This is a genomic window from Neobacillus sp. PS3-34 (assembly GCF_030915465.1).
Taxonomy (GTDB): domain Bacteria; phylum Bacillota; class Bacilli; order Bacillales; family Cytobacillaceae; genus Neobacillus_A.
The window spans coordinates 1,184,237-1,207,735 of record NZ_CP133267.1; the positions used below are offsets into that span (position 1 = coordinate 1,184,237).

At 38.1% G+C, this 23,499-nt stretch carries 21 protein-coding genes, 1 tRNA gene, 4 pseudogenes and 2 riboswitches; of the genes and pseudogenes, 7 read left to right on the plus strand and 19 right to left on the minus strand.

All coding sequences use genetic code 11. The features are described from left to right. Positions 1-24: 24 nt before the first annotated feature. From RCG23_RS05960 to RCG23_RS05995, 8 genes are all read right to left on the minus strand, one after another. The gene (locus RCG23_RS05960; protein WP_308178973.1) at positions 25-726 is read right to left on the minus strand and encodes an SDR family oxidoreductase; all 702 of its coding nucleotides are present in this window, start codon (positions 724-726) and stop codon (positions 25-27) included. A gap of 4 nt (positions 727-730) precedes the next feature. Then, the gene (locus RCG23_RS05965) at positions 731-1,549 is read right to left on the minus strand and encodes a 6-carboxytetrahydropterin synthase (RefSeq protein ID WP_308178974.1); all 819 of its coding nucleotides are present in this window, start codon (positions 1,547-1,549) and stop codon (positions 731-733) included. Between the two features lie 14 nt (positions 1,550-1,563). Continuing rightward, positions 1,564-2,133 carry a GTP cyclohydrolase I FolE gene (folE, locus tag RCG23_RS05970; protein ID WP_308178975.1) on the minus strand — a complete coding sequence of 190 codons (570 nt, stop codon included), beginning with the start codon at positions 2,131-2,133 and terminating at the stop codon, positions 1,564-1,566. 123 nt (positions 2,134-2,256) lie between these two features. After that, a riboswitch (cyclic di-GMP riboswitch) is annotated at positions 2,257-2,343 on the minus strand. A 405-nt stretch (positions 2,344-2,748) separates the two neighbouring features. Beyond that, on the minus strand, positions 2,749-3,594 hold the full coding sequence (locus RCG23_RS05975; protein ID WP_308178976.1) for a CheR family methyltransferase: 846 nt from the start codon (positions 3,592-3,594) through the stop codon (positions 2,749-2,751). Between the two features lie 5 nt (positions 3,595-3,599). Further along, a complete protein-coding gene (locus RCG23_RS05980; protein ID WP_308178977.1) occupies positions 3,600-3,866 on the minus strand; it encodes a response regulator in 267 nt (88 codons plus the stop codon). Then, positions 3,830-6,007 (minus strand): ATP-binding protein, encoded by a 2,178-nt coding sequence (locus RCG23_RS05985; protein WP_308178978.1) that lies wholly within the window; start codon positions 6,005-6,007, stop codon positions 3,830-3,832. The genes RCG23_RS05980 and RCG23_RS05985 overlap by 37 nt, the downstream gene beginning before the upstream one ends. A 42-nt stretch (positions 6,008-6,049) precedes the next feature. After that, positions 6,050-6,874, minus strand: a complete 825-nt coding sequence (locus tag RCG23_RS05990; RefSeq protein WP_308178979.1) for a HAMP domain-containing protein — start codon at positions 6,872-6,874, stop codon at positions 6,050-6,052. A gap of 61 nt (positions 6,875-6,935) precedes the next feature. Further along, positions 6,936-9,461, minus strand: coding sequence for an EAL domain-containing protein (locus RCG23_RS05995; RefSeq protein WP_308178980.1), 2,526 nt, complete (start codon positions 9,459-9,461; stop codon positions 6,936-6,938). A 105-nt stretch (positions 9,462-9,566) separates the two neighbouring features. Continuing rightward, positions 9,567-9,651, minus strand: a riboswitch (cyclic di-GMP riboswitch). Positions 9,652-10,106: 455 nt separating this feature from the next. Between RCG23_RS05995 and RCG23_RS06000 the strand changes: the two genes are divergently transcribed. Together RCG23_RS06000 and RCG23_RS06005 are read left to right on the plus strand one after the other, a co-directional pair. Continuing rightward, positions 10,107-10,745 carry a GAF domain-containing protein gene (locus RCG23_RS06000; protein WP_308178981.1) on the plus strand — a complete coding sequence of 213 codons (639 nt, stop codon included), beginning with the start codon at positions 10,107-10,109 and terminating at the stop codon, positions 10,743-10,745. Between the two features lie 21 nt (positions 10,746-10,766). Continuing rightward, the gene (locus RCG23_RS06005) at positions 10,767-11,123 is read left to right on the plus strand and encodes a helix-turn-helix domain-containing protein (RefSeq protein WP_308178982.1); all 357 of its coding nucleotides are present in this window, start codon (positions 10,767-10,769) and stop codon (positions 11,121-11,123) included. Between the two features lie 373 nt (positions 11,124-11,496). Here RCG23_RS06005 and RCG23_RS06010 read toward each other — a convergent pair. Next, positions 11,497-11,568: transfer RNA gene (locus tag RCG23_RS06010), tRNA-Val, on the minus strand. 262 nt (positions 11,569-11,830) lie between these two features. On the opposite strand from RCG23_RS06010, the gene RCG23_RS06015 reads away from it, so the two are divergent. The 4 genes from RCG23_RS06015 (at position 11,831) to RCG23_RS06030 (ending at position 13,989) form a co-directional block, all read left to right on the plus strand. Then, positions 11,831-12,043, plus strand: coding sequence for a hypothetical protein (locus RCG23_RS06015; RefSeq protein ID WP_308178983.1), 213 nt, complete (start codon positions 11,831-11,833; stop codon positions 12,041-12,043). A gap of 123 nt (positions 12,044-12,166) precedes the next feature. Then, positions 12,167-12,889: an alpha/beta hydrolase gene (locus tag RCG23_RS06020; protein ID WP_308178984.1), complete on the plus strand. Its 723-nt coding sequence runs from the start codon at positions 12,167-12,169 to the stop codon at positions 12,887-12,889. 152 nt (positions 12,890-13,041) lie between these two features. Continuing rightward, the gene (locus RCG23_RS06025) at positions 13,042-13,563 is read left to right on the plus strand and encodes a YjcG family protein (protein WP_308178985.1); all 522 of its coding nucleotides are present in this window, start codon (positions 13,042-13,044) and stop codon (positions 13,561-13,563) included. A 3-nt stretch (positions 13,564-13,566) separates the two neighbouring features. Then, positions 13,567-13,989, plus strand: a complete 423-nt coding sequence (locus tag RCG23_RS06030) for a GNAT family N-acetyltransferase (protein ID WP_308178986.1) — start codon at positions 13,567-13,569, stop codon at positions 13,987-13,989. Between the two features lie 51 nt (positions 13,990-14,040). Here RCG23_RS06030 and RCG23_RS06035 read toward each other — a convergent pair whose 3' ends face one another. Next, positions 14,041-14,319: a hypothetical protein gene (locus RCG23_RS06035; RefSeq protein WP_308178987.1), complete on the minus strand. Its 279-nt coding sequence runs from the start codon at positions 14,317-14,319 to the stop codon at positions 14,041-14,043. A 161-nt stretch (positions 14,320-14,480) separates the two neighbouring features. Between RCG23_RS06035 and RCG23_RS06040 the strand changes: the two are divergent. Next, a pseudogene (locus RCG23_RS06040) lies at positions 14,481-16,779 on the plus strand (UvrD-helicase domain-containing protein). A gap of 80 nt (positions 16,780-16,859) precedes the next feature. Here RCG23_RS06040 and RCG23_RS06045 read toward each other — a convergent pair. The 9 genes and pseudogenes from RCG23_RS06045 to RCG23_RS06085 all read right to left on the minus strand — a co-directional run bounded on the left by RCG23_RS06045 (position 16,860) and on the right by RCG23_RS06085 (position 23,449). Next, on the minus strand, positions 16,860-17,114 hold the full coding sequence (locus tag RCG23_RS06045) for a sporulation-specific transcription regulator SpoVIF (RefSeq protein WP_308178988.1): 255 nt from the start codon (positions 17,112-17,114) through the stop codon (positions 16,860-16,862). A 121-nt stretch (positions 17,115-17,235) separates the two neighbouring features. Beyond that, entirely contained in the window at positions 17,236-17,370 is a 135-nt protein-coding gene (locus tag RCG23_RS06050) for a YjcZ family sporulation protein (protein WP_308178989.1), read from the minus strand. A 106-nt stretch (positions 17,371-17,476) separates the two neighbouring features. Beyond that, positions 17,477-17,833: a stage V sporulation protein AE gene (gene spoVAE, locus RCG23_RS06055; protein WP_308178990.1), complete on the minus strand. Its 357-nt coding sequence runs from the start codon at positions 17,831-17,833 to the stop codon at positions 17,477-17,479. A 4-nt stretch (positions 17,834-17,837) separates the two neighbouring features. Then, positions 17,838-18,863, minus strand: a pseudogene (gene spoVAD / locus RCG23_RS06060) (stage V sporulation protein AD). After that, a pseudogene (gene spoVAC / locus RCG23_RS06065) lies at positions 18,864-19,325 on the minus strand (stage V sporulation protein AC); the annotation flags it as partial. It lies immediately after the preceding pseudogene. 29 nt (positions 19,326-19,354) lie between these two features. After that, positions 19,355-19,822: a YhcN/YlaJ family sporulation lipoprotein gene (locus RCG23_RS06070; protein ID WP_308178991.1), complete on the minus strand. Its 468-nt coding sequence runs from the start codon at positions 19,820-19,822 to the stop codon at positions 19,355-19,357. A gap of 384 nt (positions 19,823-20,206) precedes the next feature. Next, positions 20,207-20,551: a DUF1360 domain-containing protein gene (locus tag RCG23_RS06075; protein WP_308178992.1), complete on the minus strand. Its 345-nt coding sequence runs from the start codon at positions 20,549-20,551 to the stop codon at positions 20,207-20,209. Positions 20,552-20,725: 174 nt separating this feature from the next. Beyond that, entirely contained in the window at positions 20,726-21,496 is a 771-nt protein-coding gene (gene fabI, locus RCG23_RS06080; protein ID WP_308178993.1) for an enoyl-ACP reductase FabI, read from the minus strand. A 97-nt stretch (positions 21,497-21,593) separates the two neighbouring features. After that, positions 21,594-23,449: pseudogene (locus RCG23_RS06085) on the minus strand (monovalent cation:proton antiporter family protein). Between the last annotated feature and the right edge of the window lie 50 nt (positions 23,450-23,499).

The following is a 23,499-nucleotide window of genomic DNA, read 5'->3' on the forward strand; positions in this document are numbered from 1 at the left end:
CCGTCTCAACTCAATTTTGCCTCCTTACAAAATTCCTAGTGGCGGCATGATCGTTATTTCATCTACATATGCCCCCGATGGTTGGTTAATCAGGTATAGCAAGTGCTTGGCCAACGTTTCCACTGGAATCATGTTTGACCTATGCGGTGCTGGCTCGATCCCGTCCCAGAAACTGCTGCTAACAGCACCGGGTACAACGGATGTAACTTGCACACCTGTTTGGCGAAGCTCAGCTTGTAATACTTTTGTAAGTCCCATTACTCCAGATTTTGAAGCCGAATATCCTCCACACCCTGGTAAAGCGGTTGTACCAGCAATCGACACCAAATTTAAGATATGCCCTTTTTTTCTTTCTACCATATGCCTTCCAAAATATTTGCAAGCAAGATACGTTCCGCGTAAATTAACGGCAATCATCCGATCAAAATCCTCAGTGGAGGAATCGATAACACTGGAAAAAGCTCCAACTCCAGCACTGTTAATAAGTACATCAATGGTTCCGAAGTGCTGTATAGCTTGTTCATAAAAAGCCTTTACGGACTCTTCAACGGTTACATCTAATGGTAATTCCAAAACATTTCCAATTAATTTCTTTTTATTGCCGCGTGCTCCTAAAACTAGATTTCCACCATAATTCTTTACCAGAGAGGCGATTTCCCTTCCAATTCCTCTGCTTGACCCTGTAATGGCAATGGTTTTTCCACTTAGTAACAAATTTTCTTCCATTACTTTACTCATTTTCTGGACCCAAATATTCGAAATAGTTCTTCTCCGTTTCGAATAAGCCAACCTTGAATAACTTAGGGAGTTTCGGCTCCAGTAAGTCCCAAATGACAACAGCCACGTTTTCAGAAGTTGGATTTAAATCTTTAAATTCTTCCGTATCGAGATTCAAATGCTTATGATCAAATTTCTGCATAATCTCCTGGTCAACGATTCGATCGATATCTGAAAGATTATCAATCATCCCTGTTACAGGGTCAGGATTTCCGCTTACTGTTACCTCTAAATAGTAGTTATGCCCATGGCCGAATGGATTGTTGCATTTTCCGAAAATGGCAATGTTTTCTTCATTGCTAAGATGCTCGCTATGTAAACGGTGTGCTGTACAAAAATGATATTTTCTCGTTAATCGAACCATTGATGATCTCTCCTTCTCTGAATATAAGGAATCATTTTCTCTCAAACGGATTTTATGAAGATGACAGTTATCAATCTTTCCATCTATTGAATTCCAGATAAAAGTCGTGATATTTTCCGTTGTTGGGATATTCTTTTTGAAATAATCATTTTCCTTATTCAAAAATTTTCCATCTAATTCCTTTTGAACAAATTCTTTCACTACTTTATCGATATCGGTAATATTCACCACAATGCCCGAGCTACGGTCGAGTTTTCCTTTTACCAAGACTTCCAGCGTATAATCGTGTCCGTGGCCATTTGAATTGCTACAAGCACCAAAAGCCTGCTTATTTTGTTCATCATCCCATTCATCAATTCGATAGGAATGCGCCGCTGAAAAGTACATTTTTCTTGAAAGATAGAGCATAGATTTTCCCCCTATTAATCTCTTAAGAGTGCTCGTTCAAATTCTTCCGCCAACGAGACAGTCTCCTTAAATGCACATTTTTTAATGGTAGTCACTGTAGAACTGCCTGGCTTTTTTACCCCTCTGGCACACATGCAAAGGTGCTGCCCTTCAACACTGACAATCACACCCTCTGGCTGAAGAACGTTCATGACTGCGTCAGCGATTTGCTGTGTCATTCTTTCCTGGACCTGCGGGCGCTGAGATACAAGCTCGACCAAACGGGCAAATTTGCTCAATCCTACAACTCTTCCATTCGGAATATAGCCAATATGGGCTTTTCCAAAGAATGGGATAAGATGGTGTTCGCAAAATGTATAATAATTAATATCTTTAACAACAACCATTCCCTCGTACTCTTCCGCAAATGTAGTGGTAAGAGCGGTTTCTGGATCAACACCCACTCCTGCAAATACTTCTCTGTACATTTTTGCTACTCGTTTTGGTGTATCCAGTAGTCCTTCCCTATCAGGATCTTCACCAATTAAATGTAAAATTCCACGTATATGTTCTTCTAATAATCCACTTTTCATTTCAACAGCCATTTCAATGCCCCCGTAAAAATTATTCTGAAAACAAAAAAGCTCACCAATAGATTGGTGAGCACAATAAATACAGCTTCATAGACCTAATGGACTATTAAACTCTATTTATATTTTCCAACCCTTTTCGGTAACCCGGCGATCATAGCTATTTCTAGCCTTAGACCCGTAGCTTTGCGTCCTTATCTTTCAATAAGTTTGCCATTATCGAAGGAATATCCTTACAGATAATATCGTCACAATTCCCCCAGCATGAACTGGTAAGTTTATCCTATGAAATACTTACTGGATATTGAAAGGGAATGAACCAATCGATAATGTAATATTCTTTTTTAAAAGTTATTCTATGTTGAGTTAATATCTAAACAATGCATTGATGTTTTAATTTCCAACTTACTGAAGTTGTTTGGCATGTTTAATAACTTTGTATTTCCATTTTCTTATAAATGACTATTACCGTATATCACCAGTGACTCCTATTTTAGTCCTATTAAATTGAAGCAATAATATAGGAAGTACTTCCTATTAGAAGTATTAAGTGGAAAACAAAACTCGGAGAGGAAAATTAAAATAAAAAACCCGAATCAAAAGATCCGGATTAATGTCGGTTTCATACAGCTATTTTATCTTTTTATATAATTTTTGATTTTCCGATATGTTTTCAAAGCGGTCACTAAATTTAGTATAAGAAATAGTTTCCTTATCACCAAGTCCAATAATGCCGAACATACCTAAGCTTTGGTAGAAAAGATCATGTACCTTCTCTTGTAATGTCTTATTAAAATAGATTAATACATTTCTACATAAAATAACATTAAACTCGTTAAATGACCCATCTGTTACTAAATTATGCTGGGCAAATACTACATTTTTTAAAAGGTATGGGTGAAATTTGACCCTGCTATTTTCGGCATAGTAATAGTCCGAAAATGCGTTTTTTCCACCCGATTTGATGTAATTATTGGTATAATTTTTCATATTATCAAGAGGATACACCCCAGATTTCGCTATTTTTAACACATCTGCGTTTATGTCTGTAGCGTAAATCTTTGTCTTGTCGTAGACCCCTTCCTCTTGCAGTAAAATGGCCATTGAATACACTTCTTCCCCTGTGGAGCAGCCAGCATGCCAAATACGTATCGATGGATATGTACGCAATAATGGTACAACCTTTTCTCGAAAAGCTGCAAAAAACAATGGGTCCCGGAACATTTCAGTAACATTAATCGAAAAATCAGCAATAAGCCTTTTTAAACATGAGGAATCATGTAAAATCTTTTCCTGAAGCCCAGTGATAGTTGATAATCTTTCTGCATGGACTCTATGCCAAATTCGTCTTTTTATCGAATTAAAGGCATAACTCCTGTAATCATAGCCGCACCATGCATACAACGCTTCTAATAATAGATTAATTTCTATTTTCTCAAGATCTTCATTGTATGAATAAGGTAAATTATCATTCACCAGGCTCACCTACCCACTTTATCTGGATGCAGCCATACCTGCAACAAAGACGTGAGTTGATCAGGATTAACCGGCTTAATAATATAATCAGATGCACCTGCCTCCATGCATCTCTCCCTGTCTTCCCTCATTGCTTTTGCTGTTAAAGCTATGATTGGAAGGTTGGTGAATTTCGGTATTTCCCTTAGTCTCCGAATCGTTTCATATCCATCCATCTCTGGCATCATAATATCCATTAGAACGAGGTCAAAATCCGAAACCTCTTCAAGCAATTTAAGGCCTTCCAGCCATTTTCGGCAAATTGAACGATCATGCCATTCATTTCAAGCACGTTAGATAATGCATATACATTTCTGACATCATCATCCACAAGAAGAACTTTTCTTCCTTTGAGACCACTAACATCTGTAATTTGTATATCCTCTTCTGTATCAAAATTTTGCAGGTCACTCCCAGAATTTAAGTACAAGCCCAGCTCATCCATTAACCTTTGCGGAGAATGTGAATCTTTAATAATAATTGTATGAGCGTGCTTTTTTAACTGTATCTCCTCTTTCAATGTTAAGTCACGGCCTGTATAGATAAATATATCCAACTTTTCATTGAAAGGATTGGACATAATCTTGTCCAACAGTTCAAATCCATTCGTATCCGAAAGGCCTAAATCAAGGAGCATGAAATCAAATTGGCTAACCTTTAATTCTTCCAGTGCCTCAGCACCCGTCGAAACTGCCTTAATAATGACGTTCTTCTCTCCAATTAGCTCCATTAAGCTATTGCGCTGATTTCGATCATCATCCACGATTAAGAGCCGCTTGATGCCATAATTAGTTTCAAGGGAGGAGGACTGACTTTGTTCGATTATTAATTCTTCACTTAACTTTTTGTTTACTTTAGTCTCCAAAGAAACGGCAGCTTCGCCCAAGACTGGATAAATATCCTTGACTTCTTCCGATTCCTTATTGTCTCTTACAATAAAGGTAAAAGCACTTCCATTCCCCTCTTCACTTTCCACAAAAATTTCTCCACCGAGAAGAGATGCAATCTGGCGGCAAATGGACAATCCTAGCCCAGTTCCTCCATACTTCCGGCTCGTTGTGCCATCTGCCTGTTGGAAGGCTTCAAAAATGAGCTCCTGTTTCTCTTTAGGTATTCCTATTCCAGTATCAATAATGGAAAAAGCCATCGCAGAACCGATGTTTGAATTATTAACAGAACCAATTTCCAAAGTGACTTTCCCTTGGGTAGTAAACTTAAATGCATTGGATAAAAGATTTTGCAGGACCTGCTGTAAGCGCTGAACATCACTGTTAAGCTGACTTGAAACGCCATCTTTTAATACAATGTTAAAGTCAATATTCTTTTCAGATGCTATAGGTTTAAAACTTTTTTCCGCAAACTTCACTAAATCTTCTATATTAATCTGGCTTATATTGACTTCCATCTTGCCTGACTCGATTTTGGCTAAATCCAGTATATCGTTTATAATAGTTAACAAATCACACCCGGAAGAATAAATGGTTCTTGAAAACTCGATTTGCTTATCTGATAGATTTCCATCATGGTTATCGGAAAGCAATTTCGACAAAATCAATAAACTATTTAATGGTGTCCGTAATTCGTGTGACATATTCGCGAGGAATTCTGATTTATATTTTGAATTCAGTGTAAGCTGTTTTGCTTTTTCCTCTAGTTCTGCGCGGGCTCTTTCCACTTCTTTGTTTGTAGCTTCAAATTTTTTATTTTGAATTTCCAAGATTTCTGCCTTTTCCCGTAACTCAAAATTGGTTTGTTCCAATTCCTCTTGTTGAAATTGCAGTTTTTCCTCGGACTGTCTGAGTGCTTGCGCTTGTACCTCCAATTCCTCATTTGTAGCTCTAAGCTCTTCCTGCTGTGATTGCAGCTCTTCTGACTGTGCCTGCAGTTCCTCCATTAAAACCTGGGATTCTTCTAATAGCTTTGCTAATTGAATTCTTCCCATAGTACTATCCAGGATAATTCCCAGATTATTGACCAACTCCTCCAAAAGGTTTTGCTGATTCGTGTTAAAACGGACAAACGAAGCAAATTCAATTACTGCTATTACATCTCCTTTAAAGATTACTGGAAGCACATAAACATTCAGGGGAGTTCCTTGTCCCAAGCCAGATTTTATCCGAATATAGTCGGAAGGAACATCTGTAAGGAGAATAGGTGTTTTTTCAAGCGCCGCTTGACCAACAATGCCTTCCCCTAAATTAAACTGATTGGACAGGTGTTTCCTTTCCTTGAATGCATAAGAAGAAAGCAATTTAAAAACGGGCTCATTTTTCTGCTCATCTGCCTCTTTAATATAGAAAGCTGCTTGACATGCCTCCACTAAAGGAACAACAACGGATAGGAATGTTTGAGAAATAGATTCTAATTCATGCATACCGCTCAAATCAGTTGTGATCTTAGCAATATTTGAATTGGCCTACGCCTGCTCTTCATTTGCTTTGCTAAGGTTTTGTTCCTTAATCATCTGTTCCTCTAACGATTCCGCCATATAGTTGAAGGAGCGCCCAACCTCATCAATCTCATCATTCGATTTAACTTCGATTCTCGTTTGCAAATCTGAACTTCCATTTGCGACATTACTCATAACATGTGACATTTTATTAAGTCTATTCGCGATGGTCCATACAGTTCTAAATAAATAGCCAACACCAATAATAATTCCAAGCAAAGAAAAAATGGTGCTTAAAGACATCTTCCACTGGAAATCGTTTTTCATCACGCTTAATGAGGAATTCATATTCATTTCAAAAGTATCAGTTATCCTAGAAATAATGCTGAAAAATTCCTCCTGCATTTGATATCCATTAGTCATTACGATATTTTTGGCTTTGTCCTTATTTCCCGCATCTATTTGCTTCGTTACATCATTAATATAGTCATTAAATTTATCGTTTCGATCTTTTAAATCCTTTACGATAAGATTCTGTTCGGTGCTATTGACCAACGTTTCAAGAGAACGAATATCTTTTTTGACAGCAGCTCGTTCTTTTTCGATAGAGTCTAAATCTTTTTGAATCAAATCCTGATTACTAAAGGCAACGATATTCCTGAGGCTTATGGATTCGTCCTTCACTTCCCTCTGGATTTTAAAGGAAAGGGACGCTGTATCATAATTATGTTTTAGAAGATTAGCGTTATTATTTAAGCTAAATAACTGGTACCATCCGATGCCAATCAGAAAAAGGCAAAGAAGAATTAACATACTAAGTCCAAGTAGTAACTTAGTTTTTATTTTCATCATTTGTGCTCCTATTCCGGGGAAAATCCCTAAAATTGATATCTAACTAGAACATGAGTATTCTTTACTGAATTAAAAGGTTTTGGCTTTCTTCTATGCATGTTTGATAGATGATGGCCATTGCCTGGAGACGATCTGAAACATTTAATTTTTGTAAAATACGAGTAATATGATTCTTCACTGTATGTTCACTAATAAATAACTTTTCTGAGATCTCTTTATTACTTAGACCATCGATGATTAACTTAAAAACCTCCATTTCTCGGGAAGAAATAGCGTACAAATCTTTTGTGCGTGAAAGTGCCCCATTAAGGATTTCCTGTTTTTGATCTGGATTCTCAATCTTTTTATCAAGACTATTCGGATTATTTACCCCATTAGGAAATGACTCTTTTTTAAGTGGTCCTTGTTGATCTGGCCTATTTAACATAAAAAGTTCGAATTCCTTTTCTGGAACAGGACGACAGATTAAATAACCTTGAATCTCCTTGCAATGATGCGTTTTTAAAATTCCTAATTGTTCTTCCGTTTCAACACCTTCAGCAATGACCGACATATTTAAACTGTTGCCTATTGACAGTATCGTTGATACTAACGCGATGCTGTCAGGAGAATTGATTGAAATGTCTTGAATGAAAGACTTATCAATCTTTAACGTATGGACCGGCAGTTTCCTTAAATAGCTTAAGGAAGAATAGCCCGTCCCAAAGTCATCGATACTGATGGTAACTCCCATCTTTCTAATATCGTTTAAAACATTTATGATTCTTTCCTCGTTTTCCATTAACGTTGATTCTGTTATTTCAATCTCTAACATTTTTGCACTAATACCAGTTTCACTTAAGATCGTTCTTATTTTATCTGTTAAATCCTTTTGTAAAAATTGCCTTGGTGAGAAATTTACAGCAAGACGGATTGGCGTTAATCCAATTTCCTGCCAGGTTTTAATTTGTTTACACGCAGCTTTTAAGACCCACTCGCCCATTTCGACAATTTGCGCTGTCTCCTCAGCCAATGGAATGAATTCAGATGGTAATACGACTCCCCAATCCGGGTGGTTCCAACGTAATAAAACCTCAGCACTTGTAATGCTTCCTGTCTCAAGTTCAATTCTCGGTTGAAAGTAAAGAGTCAACTCATTGCCCTCAATTGCTTTTCTCAATTCGTTTTGCAGGATAAAGGATTTATATGAATGAATATTCATACCAGAATGAAAAAATTTGAGCATGTTTTTGCCCTGCTCTTTTGCCCGGTATAATGCGGCATCAGCATTCTTAATTAATACAAATGCATCCTCACCATCATACGGAAAAATACTGATTCCAATGCTTGTTGTAATAAATAATTCGTATTTATCAATGATAAATGGAATCTTAAAACCGTCCAAAACCTTCTCCGCAATCTCAATTGCACTCTCTCTATTTGTGTCGGGTAATATAATATTGAATTCATCTCCGCCTACTCTTGCAATCAAATCATTAGCACGCACATATTCTTTCAATCTCTTTGACACTCCTTGAAGAAGCCTGTCCCCGATAACATGTCCAAGAGAATCATTTACAAATTTAAATCTGTCCATATCCAGATACAAAATAGCTAATGGTTTATTTTGCTCTTTTGCATGTTTTAATTCCAAATTTAACTGATCGTTAAATAGCCGTCTATTAGGTAAGTTGGTTAGGCCATCATGATAGGCCATATGTGTTATTAATTCCTTATCCTGCTTTTTTTTCGTAACATCCCGAATGGTACAAGCGACAATGCACTTATTTTTAACATACTTTTTTCCGACTTGAAGATCTGCGAAAAATAATGTCCCATCTTTCCGCTTAACTTTAACTTCTTTTAAAATGGAGTTACCCATTATATCTTCCATATTATTTAAAGCTTCAAAAATATGTTTTACATGCTGCCTAGATTGTTCATTAGAAAAAAGCAGGTATATACTTTCACCCAATATTTCCTTTTTCGCAAATTGGAACATCTTCTCAAAAGCAGGGTTAATATTTAGAATGATTCCTTTGCTATCCATAATAATCATTGAATCGATAGAGGTTTCACTTATGACCTTTGCTAATGCTTCTGATTCACGCAATTTGGCAGTTTTATAGGAAAGTTCTTTATTTGCTGTCTCCAGCTCTTTTGTTTTCTCTATTAAAATATCTGTTTGATGAAGATTTTTTTTGTTGATTTTATACATTTTCACAAAAATTTCAATCTTGGCCTTTAAAATAAAGGGATCAAATGGCTTTAGAATATAATCGATAGCTCCTACAGAATAGCCTGTAAAAATATGTTTTGAGTCTATATTATTAGCTGTAATAAAAATAATAGGAATGTTTTTTGTCCTCTCCCGTGCTTTTATTATTTTGGCCGTTTCAAAGCCGTCCACTCCTGGCATTTGGACATCCATTAGGATGACAGCAAATTCATATTTTAATAAATGAATCAAAGCTTCCTCACCCGAAAATGCTTTAATAAGATTGTAATCACTTCGCTCAATGATAGCCTCTAAAGCTAATAAATTTTCAGGACGATCATCTACAATCAATATGTTAACTCTTTCATTATCATTATCATGATCAATCATAATTCAGTCACCCACTAATTAGTTTTTCAAGGATAGAAATATAGATATTTTTATTACATAAACAAAAACCACCCCGAATAAGAGGTGGCTTTTAACCTACCTTTCTTCGGCAACCTGGCAACCATTGAACAAAGTTCTTTCCGCCATAGCTTTGCGCCCTCAACTTTCGAAGAGTTTGCGGTATCGGAAGGTATAAAATTTATAAATAGACATTTAAAAGTAAACATAAATTTTTTTTATATTAGCAATGTAAAAACTTTCCTAATGACAACTTACTAGATATAATAACACAAAAAAGTTCTCTTTTCGAGAACATTCTACCCGTTTTTCTGTTTATTGTCTGGCAAGGGGACACTTGCAACCTTTACTTATTTGGGAAGACCGATGAAGTGATGATTTTCATCTCCCCGAATCAAGTGATAATTTGGAAATTATTGAAAAAGAAGTTTTACTGGAAGTCATAGACGTTTTAAGTTTGAACACTTATATTATTGATTTAGGGGATAATTATATGATTTGGAATCAACTATAAAACTTCTTTGGTATCCCATAAATGTTTATGCTAAATTTTGAAAGTTTAAAAAATATGTTATACTCCATACGATTAATTAAGAATAAATACAATATCCAACAAGAGGTATGCAAGTGGAAAAAATAGTGCACTCACTAAAAAGTTTTCGATACACCAAGGAGATAAGGAAAATCCTTTCTGAAATTCAACCAGGATTCAGAGACAAACACGATTTGAATTCCATTTTCAAAGACCTTTATGAAAAAAAAATCATCAGTGAAGCGGAATTCATGGCTATGGAAACCAAGATGTTGTTGAACCGCTTCACCTTGTTAATGGAGCATCAATTTAATGATTTGAATTGTGGGGTTTATTTGTATGATGAAAAAGAAAAAAAGTTGTGGAATGGATCATCCTCGAGAGTTGAACCCTTATATAACGAATATTCCCATGGGCTTTCTGTAATAAATGATATTCCTGACGGCGATGATATCCCCATTTATGGAAAAGGAGTCATAGCAATTACGAATGTGGAAAAAGGCGAAGACATCATATCACTCAATCACAAAAGAGATCTTTTAAAGTCTAGCTATAAATCCATCTGTTGCTGTCCACTTCAGTATAATGATAAGATGATTGGACATACGGTTTTGTTTTCAAAAGAAATAAGGGAATTTACGCCAGATGATTTGAATTCTTTTAACCGGTACAACGAATTAATTGAAGAGAAATTAGCAAAGATGAAGGCTCATTTATTATCGGTCATAAAATGAATTTACATTAAAGGTGATATTATGTTTGGTTTTGGTGAGAAATTAAGGGAACTAAGGCTACAACACAAGTTAACAATAGAAAATGCGGCAAAAATAGTAGGAGTGGCTAAATCCACTTATTCTGGATATGAATCTGAGTTTAGGCAGCCTTCTCTAGAAAAACTTGTCCAGTTTGCTAATTATTATCATGTATCGGTCGACTATCTTTTAAATGTAACTCCTTCAAGAGAAATTAACGTAGAAGATTTCCTTTCCAACAAAGAACTTCATTGGGAAGGTATTCGGTTATATGAAGAAGATTTAAAACAAATCAAGAACTTTTTGGATCAGATTGTTGAACAGTCTCCCAAAAAACATAAAGGGAACAAACTAGGGTAATCACTCTTGATGAAATTGAGATAAGTCTAGGCGTTAAGCGTCCTGCTACACCTTCAAATTGGTGTCTCTCTCTACCTTGACTATTCAACTTAAACTGGAAACCTCTAACTTATCGAAATTGAAAAGAAAAATAATAACAAAAATGTCCTTCCACATGGGGAGGACATTTTTGTTTTTTTAGAAAAATTTTTATTTATGTAAGAGCAATCTTAGGGGCGATTAGTCACACCTTGTAGATATTACAAAGGTAAAAAAAATTTGTGCAATGAATGTGCAATTTTGAAAAAATGTTATCAAGGCAGCGAGAAATTCGAGGGAACGAAAAAAGCCTCAAACCCTTGATTGACAAGGATTTAAGGCTTTCTATCTTTTATGATCTGAGAGGGATTCGAACCCCCGACCCCTTCCCTGTCAAGGAAGTATTCTCCCGCTGAACTATCAGATCGCTTGTTTAAGTACATTACTTATTATATTAAAAACGGTGGAAAAGTCAATAGCTCCCTAAACTACTTTTTTCAAAAAGGACTCCATAATCACCTAAATCCGAAGTAACCAGGACATTTCTAGGGACAAGCATGAGATGATTTTGTTACCTCACTTGATTCATCCCACTCCATAAAAAAATATTTTTATATTCCAATTTATTTTTTGAATAAAGAACATTTGTTCGTATATACTAATAATAAACGAACAAAGAGGTGAAAATCATGAATGGCTTAATACTCAGGTCAATCAGTGAAAATCTTCCCTTGGAAGTGATTTATATATCCGAGAAGCAGGAGCTTTCCCATCGGAAGTTGATTATTAAAGAAATAAACGGGAGCACGGTTCGTGCATATTGCCTATTGCGCAGACAAATTCGTACCTTCCGTCTGGAAAATATATTATCCATCATGCCGGAAAAACAACCATTCCATTAAGATTTCCTCTCTAAACATTCACTTAAAATCTCCTTTAAGGTTCCTTGGAAAAAGCTTTTCCTTTCCGATTATGTTAAACTGCTTCTATATTAAACATTGTTGATGAAATGGTGGGAGACGTAGATGCAATTTCCAAGAGGAACAATCAATGAAATTACTTTTGAAAGTAAAGCTCTCGGGGAAGAGATCGAAGTTCTTGTTTATCTTCCGGCTAACTTTTCGCCTTTATACAAATATTCCCTTCTTATAGCACAGGATGGCCGCGACTATTTCCAGCTCGGCCGGATAGGCAGGCTTGCAGATGAGCTCCTTTACGAGAGGGAAATTGAAAACGCTATTATTGTTGGTATTCCCTACAAAAATGTAAAGGACAGACGAAGAAAATATCACCCCGACGGTGAGCAGCATGAAGCATATATCCGTTTTTTGGCACATGAACTAGTACCTTTTCTAGATAAGGAATATCCTACCTATCACATGGGTTCAACACGTGCCCTCATCGGGGATTCTCTTGCAGCGACTGTTTCATTGATGACAGCTCTGCAATATCCGCACACATTTGGAAAAGTTCTACTTCAGTCTCCATACGTCGATTCAAAGGTCCTTGAAGCCGTTAAAAGCTTTCGTGAACCGCAGCTGCTGGATGTTTATCATGTCGTTGGCAGCCATGAGACAGAAGTCCAGACTACCGATGGAAAAACAAGCAATTTTCTTGACCCGAACAGGCAGCTTTCCGAACTCTTCAACAGCAGAGAGTTCACTTATTATTACGAAGAGTTTGCAGGTGACCATACATGGACATACTGGCAGCCAGATTTGAAACGAGCGCTCCAGAAAATGTTTTAAAGGTATTTTTGCTTATTTTGGGCCAATTGAGTAATATATTTAGAAAATTTGTTATAATAATAGTTGGCCTTTACTCTTGAGCCTGGAATTTTTCTATCTTGAAATATTTTTATATAATAGAAGAACAATACTTAAATCATGGAGGTAACTGTATGAAATATGGAGTAGTCATTTTCCCATCTAAATCCCTGCAAGACCTTGCAAATTCCTACCGTAAGCGCTACGACCCTCATTATGCCTTAATCACACCGCATTTGACGTTGAAAAATTCCTTTGAAGCAACCGATGCTGAAGCAAAGGAACTGGCTGACAAGCTTCGCCATGTGGCCAAAAATTACAATCCATTTACCTTAAAGGCGACTAAAATCAGTTCCTTCTCCCCTGTAAATAATGTAATTTATTTAAAGGTTGAGCCTACTCAAGAACTCGAAGGACTCCATCAGGACATAAACCAGGAAATACAGCAGCCAGATAACTCCATTGAATTTGCATTTGTTCCTCATATAACAATTGGGCAAAAGCTCTCGGATGATGAGCATTCTGATGTTTATGGATCACTAAGAATGCAGAGCGTTCAACACGAAGAAACAGTCGACCGTATCCATCTTCTTTACCAATTAGACAACGGATCCTGGACTGTATACGAAACATTCCGTCTTGGAAAGGATGCATAAGAAGTGAACGTTAAAATCGTTTCCTCTCAACAAGAATTAGATGACGCATTCTCCGTTCGGAAAAAGGTATTTATTGAAGAGCAGAATGTACCAGCCGAGGAAGAGATTGATCAATACGAAGATGACTGTGTGCACTTTGTCCTTTACAATGGAGAGCAGCCTTCAGGTGCCTGCCGCTTCCGTGTGGTAGATGGCTACGGCAAAGTGGAGCGGATATGTGTAATGAAGGACCAGCGTAAAAGTGGCGCAGGAAAAGCCATTATGAAAGCGATTGAAAAACATGCCCAGGAAAACGGCGTCCAAAGGTTAAAACTGAATGCACAGACACACGCAATACCATTCTATAGCGGTCTTGGCTATGATACTGTATCCGAAGAATTTTTAGACGCGGGAATCCCGCATAAAACAATGGTGAAATCTATTTGAACAAAATGAAAAAAGCTCTTACCTGTTTTTAAAGGTTAAGAGCTTTTTCATTTAAACAGACTCATTAAACAGTTTTCCTTTTCCTGTCATTTCACTATATACTTTTTCGATTCGCTTTCTTTTATAAGTATTTTTTTCACCCTCAAGCGCACTTATCCCAAAAGAAGAGAAAATGCTGGCTGCTTCTTCTTTACGTGATACCTCTGTCCTTTTTTCAATCGGCTGCATTCTTTCAATTGGAATAATCTTAAAGGGATCATATTTCAATCCAATTTCTCTATTTTGGTATTGAGCATATTGATAATGATTAACAGGGGCTATATATCCCATCGCCAGCACCTCTTTCATCTCTTATGAAGAATTTTATGTATCTATTTGTTGTTTTTATACCCCATTATCCGGGAATGAAACAGAAAGAATCCTTTATGGATGACATCATTTTTGTTATCATAGAGTTTGTGTTATTTTTCACGGAAAATGAGGGAATACCCATGAAGTCTGCCAATTATCAAGGCCGCCTTATACATTTAAATAAACTCGGAAGAGATGAATATCAGAAACTATATTTAGCTGGAAAAAATGGAGAATTGGAGTGCCCTGTCTGTTCGGAAAAAGTTCGGCTTTATCTCGGGATCGAACAACTGCCTCACTTTTATCATATTCATAAGCTTGAAAAAAGTTGTCCTGAATCTGAATTAGAAATTGCCTCACCTAAAGCAATACAGGAAAGCGTTGAACGGGAAGGATTCATACTTCCCCAATCAAGGGCGGTTTCTGAAGTTGCAGCAACAGTATCCCCTTTTCAGCCAGCTAAGCGCATTCAGCCAAATATCCCATTGCCCGAAAGAACCGAAACAGCTCCTAGATCCTTCCCCTTGTATCTTGAAGAATTGAACAAAGCTGGGGTTAGCCTGGACTCCAGCCAGGCTGCTGCTGTTATGGAAACTGAAGGGCCATTGCTTGTTTTAGCCGGTGCGGGAAGCGGCAAAACGAGGGTTTTGACTGCCCGAACCGCTTATATGCTCGAAGCTAGGCATATTGATCCGAAAACGATGATGCTTGTCACTTTCACAAGCAAGGCTGCAGGCGAAATGAAAAACAGGCTGCACGCTTACCCCGGTCTAAGCAGGCAAAAAGTGAACCAACTCGTTGCCGGTACATTTCATAGTATTTTTTATCGAATTCTAATGTTCCACGAACCTGCAAAATGGTCTTCCGATAAATTGCTGAAAAAAGAATGGCAGAAAGAAAAAATCATCAAAGAAGCTGGAAAGCAGCTCGACTTATCGGAAAAAGATTTTGCTTTCGACCTTGTTCTTCAGCAAATCGGTTTTTGGAAAAATTCCATGCAGCTCCCACAAGACGTTAACCCGGTTTCTGAATGGGAGGAAAATGCCGTTTTCCTTTATGAAAAATACGAGGAATATAAGCAGCGTGAAGGCTTGTTTGATTTTGATGATATGCTGCTTGGATGCTATCGACTTTTCCTTTCCACCCCGGCTCTTCTGGAAAAATATCAGGATCGTCTTCAATATTTTTTGATTGATGAATTTCAGGATATAAACAAGGTTCAGTATGAGCTGATCAAGCAATTGTCAGCTAAAAATAAAAACATTTGTGCGGTTGGGGATGATGACCAGAGCATTTATTCTTTTCGGGGCAGTGATCCTGCATATTTGTTGGAATTTGAAAAAGACTTTCCGAATGCCAAATTGGTCATATTAGATGAAAATTACCGTTCATCCAATGAAATTGTGTCTGCGGCCAATCATATCATTACCGCAAATAAGTGGCGGAGGGCAAAAAAGATGAAGCCGCAATTTGCAACCGGCGATGACCCTATCCTCTTTTTCCCATACGATGAAGAGGAAGAGGCAACGATCATTGTCACAGATATCCAGGAGAAAATTGCGAATGGAGCAAATCCTTCTGATTTTGCGATTCTTTACCGGACACATGCAGGATCAAGAGCTATTTTTGAACGGCTTGCCAGCTCCAATCTTCCCTTCAGGCTGGAACAGGATGCGGAATCCTTTTATGAAAGAAGAACGGTTAAAAGCATTCTTTCATTTTTGAAAATAAGTTTAGATGAGGATGATCCTACAGCTCTTTCTTTTATACTCGGCCTTTATTCCTTCGGCAAAACGCGTTAAGTGACGTAAAGGCTGCAAGCATTTTGCAGGATTGCAGTTTTCTGGAAGCACTTCTCCATTTAAAAACGGGACATGCCTTCCAAGAGAGAAAACTAAAGAATACAGTCAGTATTATCCGTTCACTTAAGCATAAAGAACCGCTTAAAGCGATTGATGCAATTGAAAAGGAAATTGGATTTCAGGATTACTTAAAAAAGAGAGGCAATGAAGGAAATAAACTTGAAAAGGGATCTGATGATGTTAAGGATTTGAAGGTCGCAGCTAGAAATTTTGACTCCATACAAGCACTTTTAGAACATGCTGATCATATGGCCGCCATGAATAAAGAAATTAAAAACCTGAGCAAGCATTTTCTTGACGCCATTACGCTTAGCACAATACATCGGTCAAAGGCATCGAATATAACACCGTTTATATCCTTGGTTCTGTGGATGGAAGCCTTCCGCATGATTATGCTCTTGAAAGCTTGCGTAACGGTGACAGTAAGCCTCTTGAGGAGGAGCGAAGGCTTCTCTATGTTGCCGTTACCCGTGCCAAACAAAACCTGTTCATTTCCGTTCCGGAAAATAGAAGAGGGAAAAAGGCGAACCGTTCGCGATTTTTGCAGCCAATTATGAAGCATACGAATCAAACCTAATCCATATTATTAACTTCTTGCCCATAATCTTGTTTTGAGGAAAAAAGAAAGGGGACCTGATGATTTCGGGTCCCCTCTCTTTATTTCTTATTAATCATTTTAGAAATGGCATTGAAATCAAGCTGTTTTCCATCTTTGACTATCGATTGGACAATTTTATCTTCTGTTTCTTTTGGAACAGGCTTGTTAGCAATTTGCGAAACCCTACGGATCACATTACGGACCGTCTTCTCATCCTTGAAGTTCGCATTTTGCAATGAATTTGCCAAGTCGAATATATCCTTCATATTTACGCCTGTTTTCTTTTCAATATTTTTAAAAAAGCCATTATCCATATGACTGATCACGCTCCTTCATAAACTACTTTATTCTATGAAGGAAGCAGCAAATGGTGAAACTGAAAAAAGAAAGAGGCTGTACTATTTAGCCAGCCCCCTGTTCTTTTCCGGTTAATTATTAAATGAAGCTTGCACCCACAATAATTAACAGGATAAATAATACGACGATTAGTACGAAAGTAGAACCTCCTCCGTATCCATAGCCGCCGCCGTAGCCGTAGCCATAGCCACATCCACCGTAACCCCAGCCCATAAGTACTCACCTCACTTTGGTTATCTCATTAATAACATATGAGACATAACAAAAATTGTATAGGCGAGCTCCCTAAACTTGAAAAAGTTTGGATTGTTCCCTTCACTTATCCTTTTGGTTTAAAGATTAGTGCTCCAATAAATCCAAAAATGATTGCGGCAGAAATACCAGAACTTGTTACTTCGAACATTCCTGTCAGGACTCCAACTATTCCGTGCAGCTTGGCTTCCTGCAATGCACCATGTACAAGGGAGTTTCCAAAACTCGTTATCGGAATTGTAGCTCCTGCACCAGCGAAATCGATAAGCGGTTCATATAATCCAAATCCGTCTAGAACTGCTCCAGCGACAACAAGAAGGCTCAGCGTATGGCCTGGTGTCAGTTTTGCGACATCAAATAAAAGCTGGCCGATGACACAAATAAGTCCTCCAACTACAAACGCCCAGAAAAACATCGCTAGCATCCACTCACCCCTTTTCCCCCTGCATTTCTATTGATACAGCATGGGCAATACATGGGATGCTTTCATTCTGCTGGAATGTCAGCGGAGACAGTAAAGCACCCGTTGCAACCACAAGAATCCTTTTAAAGGAGCCCCTTTTCATTTCATTTAATAGATGTCCATATAAGACTGTGGCGGAACACCCCGCGCCGCTCCCACCTGATTGGACTGGCTGGTCCTCTTTATAGATAAGCAGCCCGCAATCCTGGAATTGGCTGCGTTCAATCTTTAGACCGCTATTTGTTAACAATTCAAATGCGGTCTCCTGCCAATTCTGCCCAGGTCACCTGTAACAATCAGATCATAATAGGAAGGCTCGAGCTCCATATCCCTAAAATGTGCCATAATGGTATCGGCTGCAGCAGGTGCCATGGCACCTCCCATATTAAAAGGGTCTGTCAATCCCATATCGATTACCTTTCCAATTGTAGCGGACGTGGTTACGGGATTTTGAGATGATCCATCGTTTTCACAGACGAGCGCAACTCCGGCGCCTGTTACGGTCCATTGAGCTGTGGGAGGCTTCTGCCCACCGTATTCTGTCGGATATCTGAATTGTTTTTCTACCGCGGAATTATGGCTTGATGCACCGGTTAGAATATGATGTGCTCCGGAATAATTAATAATAAAGGAAGCCAAGGCAAGGCCTTTCCATCGAGGTTGAGCAGGCGCCGAACAATCCAAAATACGGAACCTGCATCGTCCTTGCTGCTAAGCTCGTGGGTGTAATCTGGTTAATTAAGTCTCCTGCCATAATAAACTGCACTTGTTCTTTTTGCAGGCTGCTTTTTTCCAAGGCGGTATGCATTGCTTCTTCTATCATTACCCGATGGGCCTTTTCGTAGGATTCCACTCCCATCCATAAATCCTCATGAAGTACATCAAAATCATTAGCCAGAAGACCATTTGCTTCAAATGGTCCGCCAGATACCCCTGTAGCCCTTATCATGGGACGGTTTTGAAAAATCCATGTTTGATGTCCCTTTAACAATTACAAAACCCCCCATATCACCAATAATGTTTTTATCAGTGCAACAACAAAAGCTGAAAAAACTCCAAATAGAATTACGGACCCTGCAAGCTTAAACATATTGCCGCCGACACCTAATACAAACCCTTCTGTCCGATGCTCGATCGCTGCGGAGATAACAGCATTCCCAAAGCCCGTAACCGGAACTGCGCTCCCTGCTCCAGCGAATTGTGCAATACGGTCATATACTCCAAAACCTGTTAACAGCATAGAAAAGAACACCATTGTAGCAACTGTGGGATTCCCTGATGTCTGCTCGGTAAAATTAAAAAAGTAAATATAAAAATAGCTGACCGCCTGTCCAATTGCACAAATGATACCGCCGACTAAAAAGGCTTTTAAGCAGTTTTTCAAAACGGGCCTCTTTAATTCATGCTTTTGCTGCAGCTGCTGATATTGCTGCTGTGCAGGAGTTACCTTTTTTTCTTACTCGCCATTTTGCATCCCCTTCCTCATGCTGATTCATCCTTCAGTTTGATGATTTTTTGTAATTCTTTTTCTGCTTTTTTCTTCGGCAATCCCTTGTCTTTGACTCGTTCCTTCAGTTTTACTGCCTCCAGAAAAATTTTATAATCGCTTGAGACTGTAAAATTCTCATCAGGATATTTCTCCTCCAGCAATTTGTTTATCTTCTTCTCAATGGCTTTCATCCGGAACCGCTGCAAATGCTTTACCTTATAAGCAACCAGAGTATCCTTTTTTCCTTCTATAACTGCGACATCATAAATTTCCGAAATCGAACTGATATCATGCTTTATATTTTCAGCATGATTTTTTTGCCCATTGGCAATATGAATTGGGGCTGGGTTCGTTACTTTAAGGAGTGCACTTTTACTTTCGTTCCCCTGGTTCGACTCACAGCCTGATAACAGAAAAATAAACAAAATCGTGATTTGGATTTGCCAATTTATTGCTCGCATATTTCCACCTTCCCTGACCATCTTATGTATTATCACCTGCAGTTTATATTTTTATATTTCAACAATTGAGCTCAATATATGTACAATGTTTTTTTATATCCTTTTCGTAGAAATAATAAAAAACCCGCCTATCCCAAATAGACGAGTTTTGAAATCTTTTTTTATCTTTTTTTACCGCAGCCACAGCCGCCTTTTTTGCGGCGCCTTTTGGTAGTTCCTTGAACTGCATTCATTTGTTTTGAACTATCTTCTTTTTCCTGTTTTGGTTTAGGTTCTTTTTCCGATGGCGACTCATGCATCTATAACAGTCCTTTCAATATTATTTTTCATCACATTATTTTATGAATTTCAAAGGGATTGGTTTGTACAACAGCTGCGAAATGATTAGTCTTTCGAAAAATGATATTGAATAATAGACGCGCATCCAGCGATCGCCAAAATTGTAATAACAGGAATTGAATAAAAAGGGATTAGTTTATAAGAACTATAAAGCACGACAGTACACCAAAAACCAGTACACCAATGACAGCTTAACAATTCACCGATCCAGTATCGCAATCCTGTTCCCTTTATTTCAATGAACGTTTCTGTACTGCCATCAGGAAGGGTTTCTTCAATAGTTAAATGAAATGGCCGACGAAGAAATTCAGTTATCTTATCATATACGACCAGCCGTGTAAGCCGAAAGCTGGCAAAAATTAGCAGAACAAAATCCAGCCAACTATCCATCCTATTTCCTCCTTAAGGTTTTTTATACCACTCATATAAAAACATCACTCTATCCTATTCAAATGTGAATTTCTTGAATAGGCCACTTCTCTATTAAATCGTAGGTCCTTTATTTTATAGACCTTTTAAATTCCGATAAAAAAAACCCGCCTCATTATGAGACGGGTTTGATCATTATAGAATATGGAATCCAGAATCAACGTGGATGTTTTCGCCAGTGATTCCGCGAGATAGGTCGCTGAATAAGAATAATGCTGTATCGCCGACTTCTTCCGGTGTAGTTGGCCTTTTAAGAGGAGCTCTTTCTTCAATTTCTTTTAAAATTGAATTAAAATCGCTTACCCCTTTTGCTGATAAAGTACGGATTGGACCTGCAGAAATGGAGTTAACGCGGATTCCATTTTTTCCAAGGTCAGCTGCAAGGTAACGGACGCTTGCATCAAGGGATGCTTTCGCCACACCCATAACATTGTAATTTGGAATGGCACGCTCACCGCCAAGGTAAGTCAATGTGACAATGCTGCCGCCCTCTGCCATTAATTCCTTTGCTTCCTTTGCTACTGCTGTCAAAGAATAAGAGCTGATATTATGTGCAAGAAGGAAGCCTTCACGCGTGGTATTCATATAATCGCCATTTAGCTCTTCTTTGTTAGCGAACGCGATACAATGAGCCACTCCATGGATTGTTCCAACTTCAGCTTTAATATCTGAAAAGCATTTCGCAACATCTTCATCTTTTGTCACATCGCATGGCAATACAATCGTTCCTTCTGCTTCCAGTGAACCAGCAAGCTCCCGGACGCTGCTTTCAAGCCTTTCACCAGCGTATGTGAAAATCAGTCTTGCGCCAGCATTGTGAAGTGATCTTGCAATTCCCCATGCGATACTGCGTTTATTGGCAACTCCCATGACAACATAAGTTTTTCCTGCTAAAGAAAGAGTCATTATTAAATCCCCCTGTTATTACAAGTTATTAGTAGTTGGTACTAATTTTACACTAACATCTTAAAAATGAAAAGCCTGGTTCAACTTCTCTGCCTATTTAACAGTTCTCGCAAAATTCCAATTTCCTTTTTAATTCATTAATATATTCCTTCGAACCGCTCACAATCAGGTGGTCTTCCAATTGCAGCTCCGTATCACCATGGGGAATGATGGAATCCTTTCCCCTAAAAATCCTTACGAAAATAATATCCCCGGTAAATGGAAATCTCCTTAATGACATTCCATCGAACTGTTTATTCTGCATTGAAATCTCGTATAATGCTGTTTCCTGATTGGTTAATAAATTTAGAATGCTTGGCGATTCAATTAAAGAGCGAAGCAATACTTTAGTGGACATGTAACGTGAGAATGTCTCGACTCCCTTTTCGCGCATATCTTCTTCCAATCGAGGTGTTTCTATGCGAGCAATGACCCTCTCCACACCCTGATCTTTCATTTTTGCCGCCATTTCAGCATTTAATTCTTCATTACCTGTAGATATCACGGCAATATCACTTTGAAGAATATTTGTTTTTTCAAGGGTTTCTTTTGAGTAATCATTTATCTCGACAATGTCAAAAGCGGATTCTGATATTTGCTGATCAGATTTATCCATTTTCGTGTGATAAAGCACGGGTTCATATATGGATGATTTTAATTCCAAAGAAACAGGCAGTGTGACTTGATTGGCCCGATAAAAGAAACTTTGATTTTCTTTTGTGCTGCAGCTTCTTTTGGAAAAAGCTTTTTAAAGACAATCGGTGTGATAATAGAAGTAATGACAGCGACAAGTATAAGAGTTCCGCTCATCTGCGGAGTGATTACCTTCATCCGCTCTCCGATTGTAGCGGCTGCAATAACAAGCGACAGAGTTGAAGTTAATAAAAAACCTGAAGAAATAACCGTTTTCGTATCATACCATCTTTTTAAAAGAAAGACGGGCACAAGCTTCGATAAGAGGAGCCCTAATAACAGCAGCGGTATGAGTAAAAGCAATTTTTTATCTCCAAATAGCGACAAAACATTCAGGTTGACACCTACCATTACAAAAAAGATTGGAATTAAAAATCCATATCCAAAGGAATCAAGCTTGTGGACAAGCTCCTGGTTAGGTGAAAGCAATGATACAAGAACCCCTGCAAGAAATGCACCCAGAATATTTTCCGCTCCGACCGTTTCCGAAAGGCCTACAAGGACAATAATCAAGGTAAAGACCGCCCGGGTGCCGATTTGTATGGTACCTGTTGACATCGATTCAATGAAAGAGCGGTTTTTGAAACGTTTTCCTATAAAATAAAGGCCGATACCAGCAGCAAACAATACAAGCAAAAGCCATGTATTTCCGTGGCCTTTTTCGTTAAGCGACACAAATACAGCCAACAGAATCATCGTGGCCAGGTCTGCAATCACGGCGACAAGCAGTATGATTTGCCCGATTGCTGTTTTCATCAAATGTGCTTCTTTTAAGGTTGGAACGACTACTCCCAATGAAATTGTCGAGATAATTAAGGTCATTAAAAATGCATTATGAATGAAACCTGCCATCACAAATAAATAAGAAAGCCCAAGTGAAAAGATAAAAATACCTGCAAAAATAAAGCTCGCTGTGGCAAAGGTATTTGGCTCCGTTTTTCCATTCGGAAGTTTTTCCGCCTTTTTGTTCCCGGTAAAAGCGGTAAAGTCTATTTCCAGACCGCTTAAAAACATTAAAAAAATGAACCCAAGAGTTGAGAGGGTATTGAGCCACACATCCTTATGGACGATGTCAAAGCCGCTTTTTCCAATAATAAGTCCCATAATGATTTCAGCAACAACCACTGGGATCATATTTAGCTTTAATCTATGAAGCAGTATCGGCGTCAGAAATGCAAAAATAACGACAATCACCAGCGAAGCAACCGAAGAATGTTCCACAGCTCATTCCCCCTTTAGGATTAATATTTCTCTTTCACATTAAATGTTTG

Excerpts from the sequence above, each read along its gene's own strand:
- RCG23_RS06075 (WP_308178992.1), bottom strand. The coding sequence starts at position 20,551 with ATGGATAGTTGGCTGGATTTTGTTCTGCTAATTTTTGCCAGCTTTCGG.
- RCG23_RS06020 (WP_308178984.1), top strand. The coding sequence starts at position 12,167 with ATGCAATTTCCAAGAGGAACAATCAATGAAATTACTTTTGAAAGTAAA.
- RCG23_RS06005 (WP_308178982.1), top strand. The coding sequence starts at position 10,767 with ATGTTTGGTTTTGGTGAGAAATTAAGGGAACTAAGGCTACAACACAAG.
- RCG23_RS05995 (WP_308178980.1), bottom strand. The coding sequence starts at position 9,461 with ATGATTGATCATGATAATGATAATGAAAGAGTTAACATATTGATTGTA.
- folE (WP_308178975.1), bottom strand. The coding sequence starts at position 2,133 with ATGGCTGTTGAAATGAAAAGTGGATTATTAGAAGAACATATACGTGGA.
- RCG23_RS06070 (WP_308178991.1), bottom strand. The coding sequence starts at position 19,822 with ATGCGAGCAATAAATTGGCAAATCCAAATCACGATTTTGTTTATTTTT.
- RCG23_RS05990 (WP_308178979.1), bottom strand. The coding sequence starts at position 6,874 with ATGATGAAAATAAAAACTAAGTTACTACTTGGACTTAGTATGTTAATT.
- spoVAE (WP_308178990.1), bottom strand. The coding sequence starts at position 17,833 with ATGCTAGCGATGTTTTTCTGGGCGTTTGTAGTTGGAGGACTTATTTGT.
- RCG23_RS06045 (WP_308178988.1), bottom strand. The coding sequence starts at position 17,114 with ATGGATAATGGCTTTTTTAAAAATATTGAAAAGAAAACAGGCGTAAAT.
- RCG23_RS05985 (WP_308178978.1), bottom strand. The coding sequence starts at position 6,007 with ATGCATGAATTAGAATCTATTTCTCAAACATTCCTATCCGTTGTTGTT.
- RCG23_RS06050 (WP_308178989.1), bottom strand. The coding sequence starts at position 17,370 with ATGGGCTGGGGTTACGGTGGATGTGGCTATGGCTACGGCTACGGCGGC.
- RCG23_RS06035 (WP_308178987.1), bottom strand. The coding sequence starts at position 14,319 with ATGGGATATATAGCCCCTGTTAATCATTATCAATATGCTCAATACCAA.
- fabI (WP_308178993.1), bottom strand. The coding sequence starts at position 21,496 with ATGACTCTTTCTTTAGCAGGAAAAACTTATGTTGTCATGGGAGTTGCC.
- RCG23_RS05965 (WP_308178974.1), bottom strand. The coding sequence starts at position 1,549 with ATGCTCTATCTTTCAAGAAAAATGTACTTTTCAGCGGCGCATTCCTAT.
- RCG23_RS05960 (WP_308178973.1), bottom strand. The coding sequence starts at position 726 with ATGGAAGAAAATTTGTTACTAAGTGGAAAAACCATTGCCATTACAGGG.
- RCG23_RS06015 (WP_308178983.1), top strand. The coding sequence starts at position 11,831 with ATGAATGGCTTAATACTCAGGTCAATCAGTGAAAATCTTCCCTTGGAA.
- RCG23_RS06025 (WP_308178985.1), top strand. The coding sequence starts at position 13,042 with ATGAAATATGGAGTAGTCATTTTCCCATCTAAATCCCTGCAAGACCTT.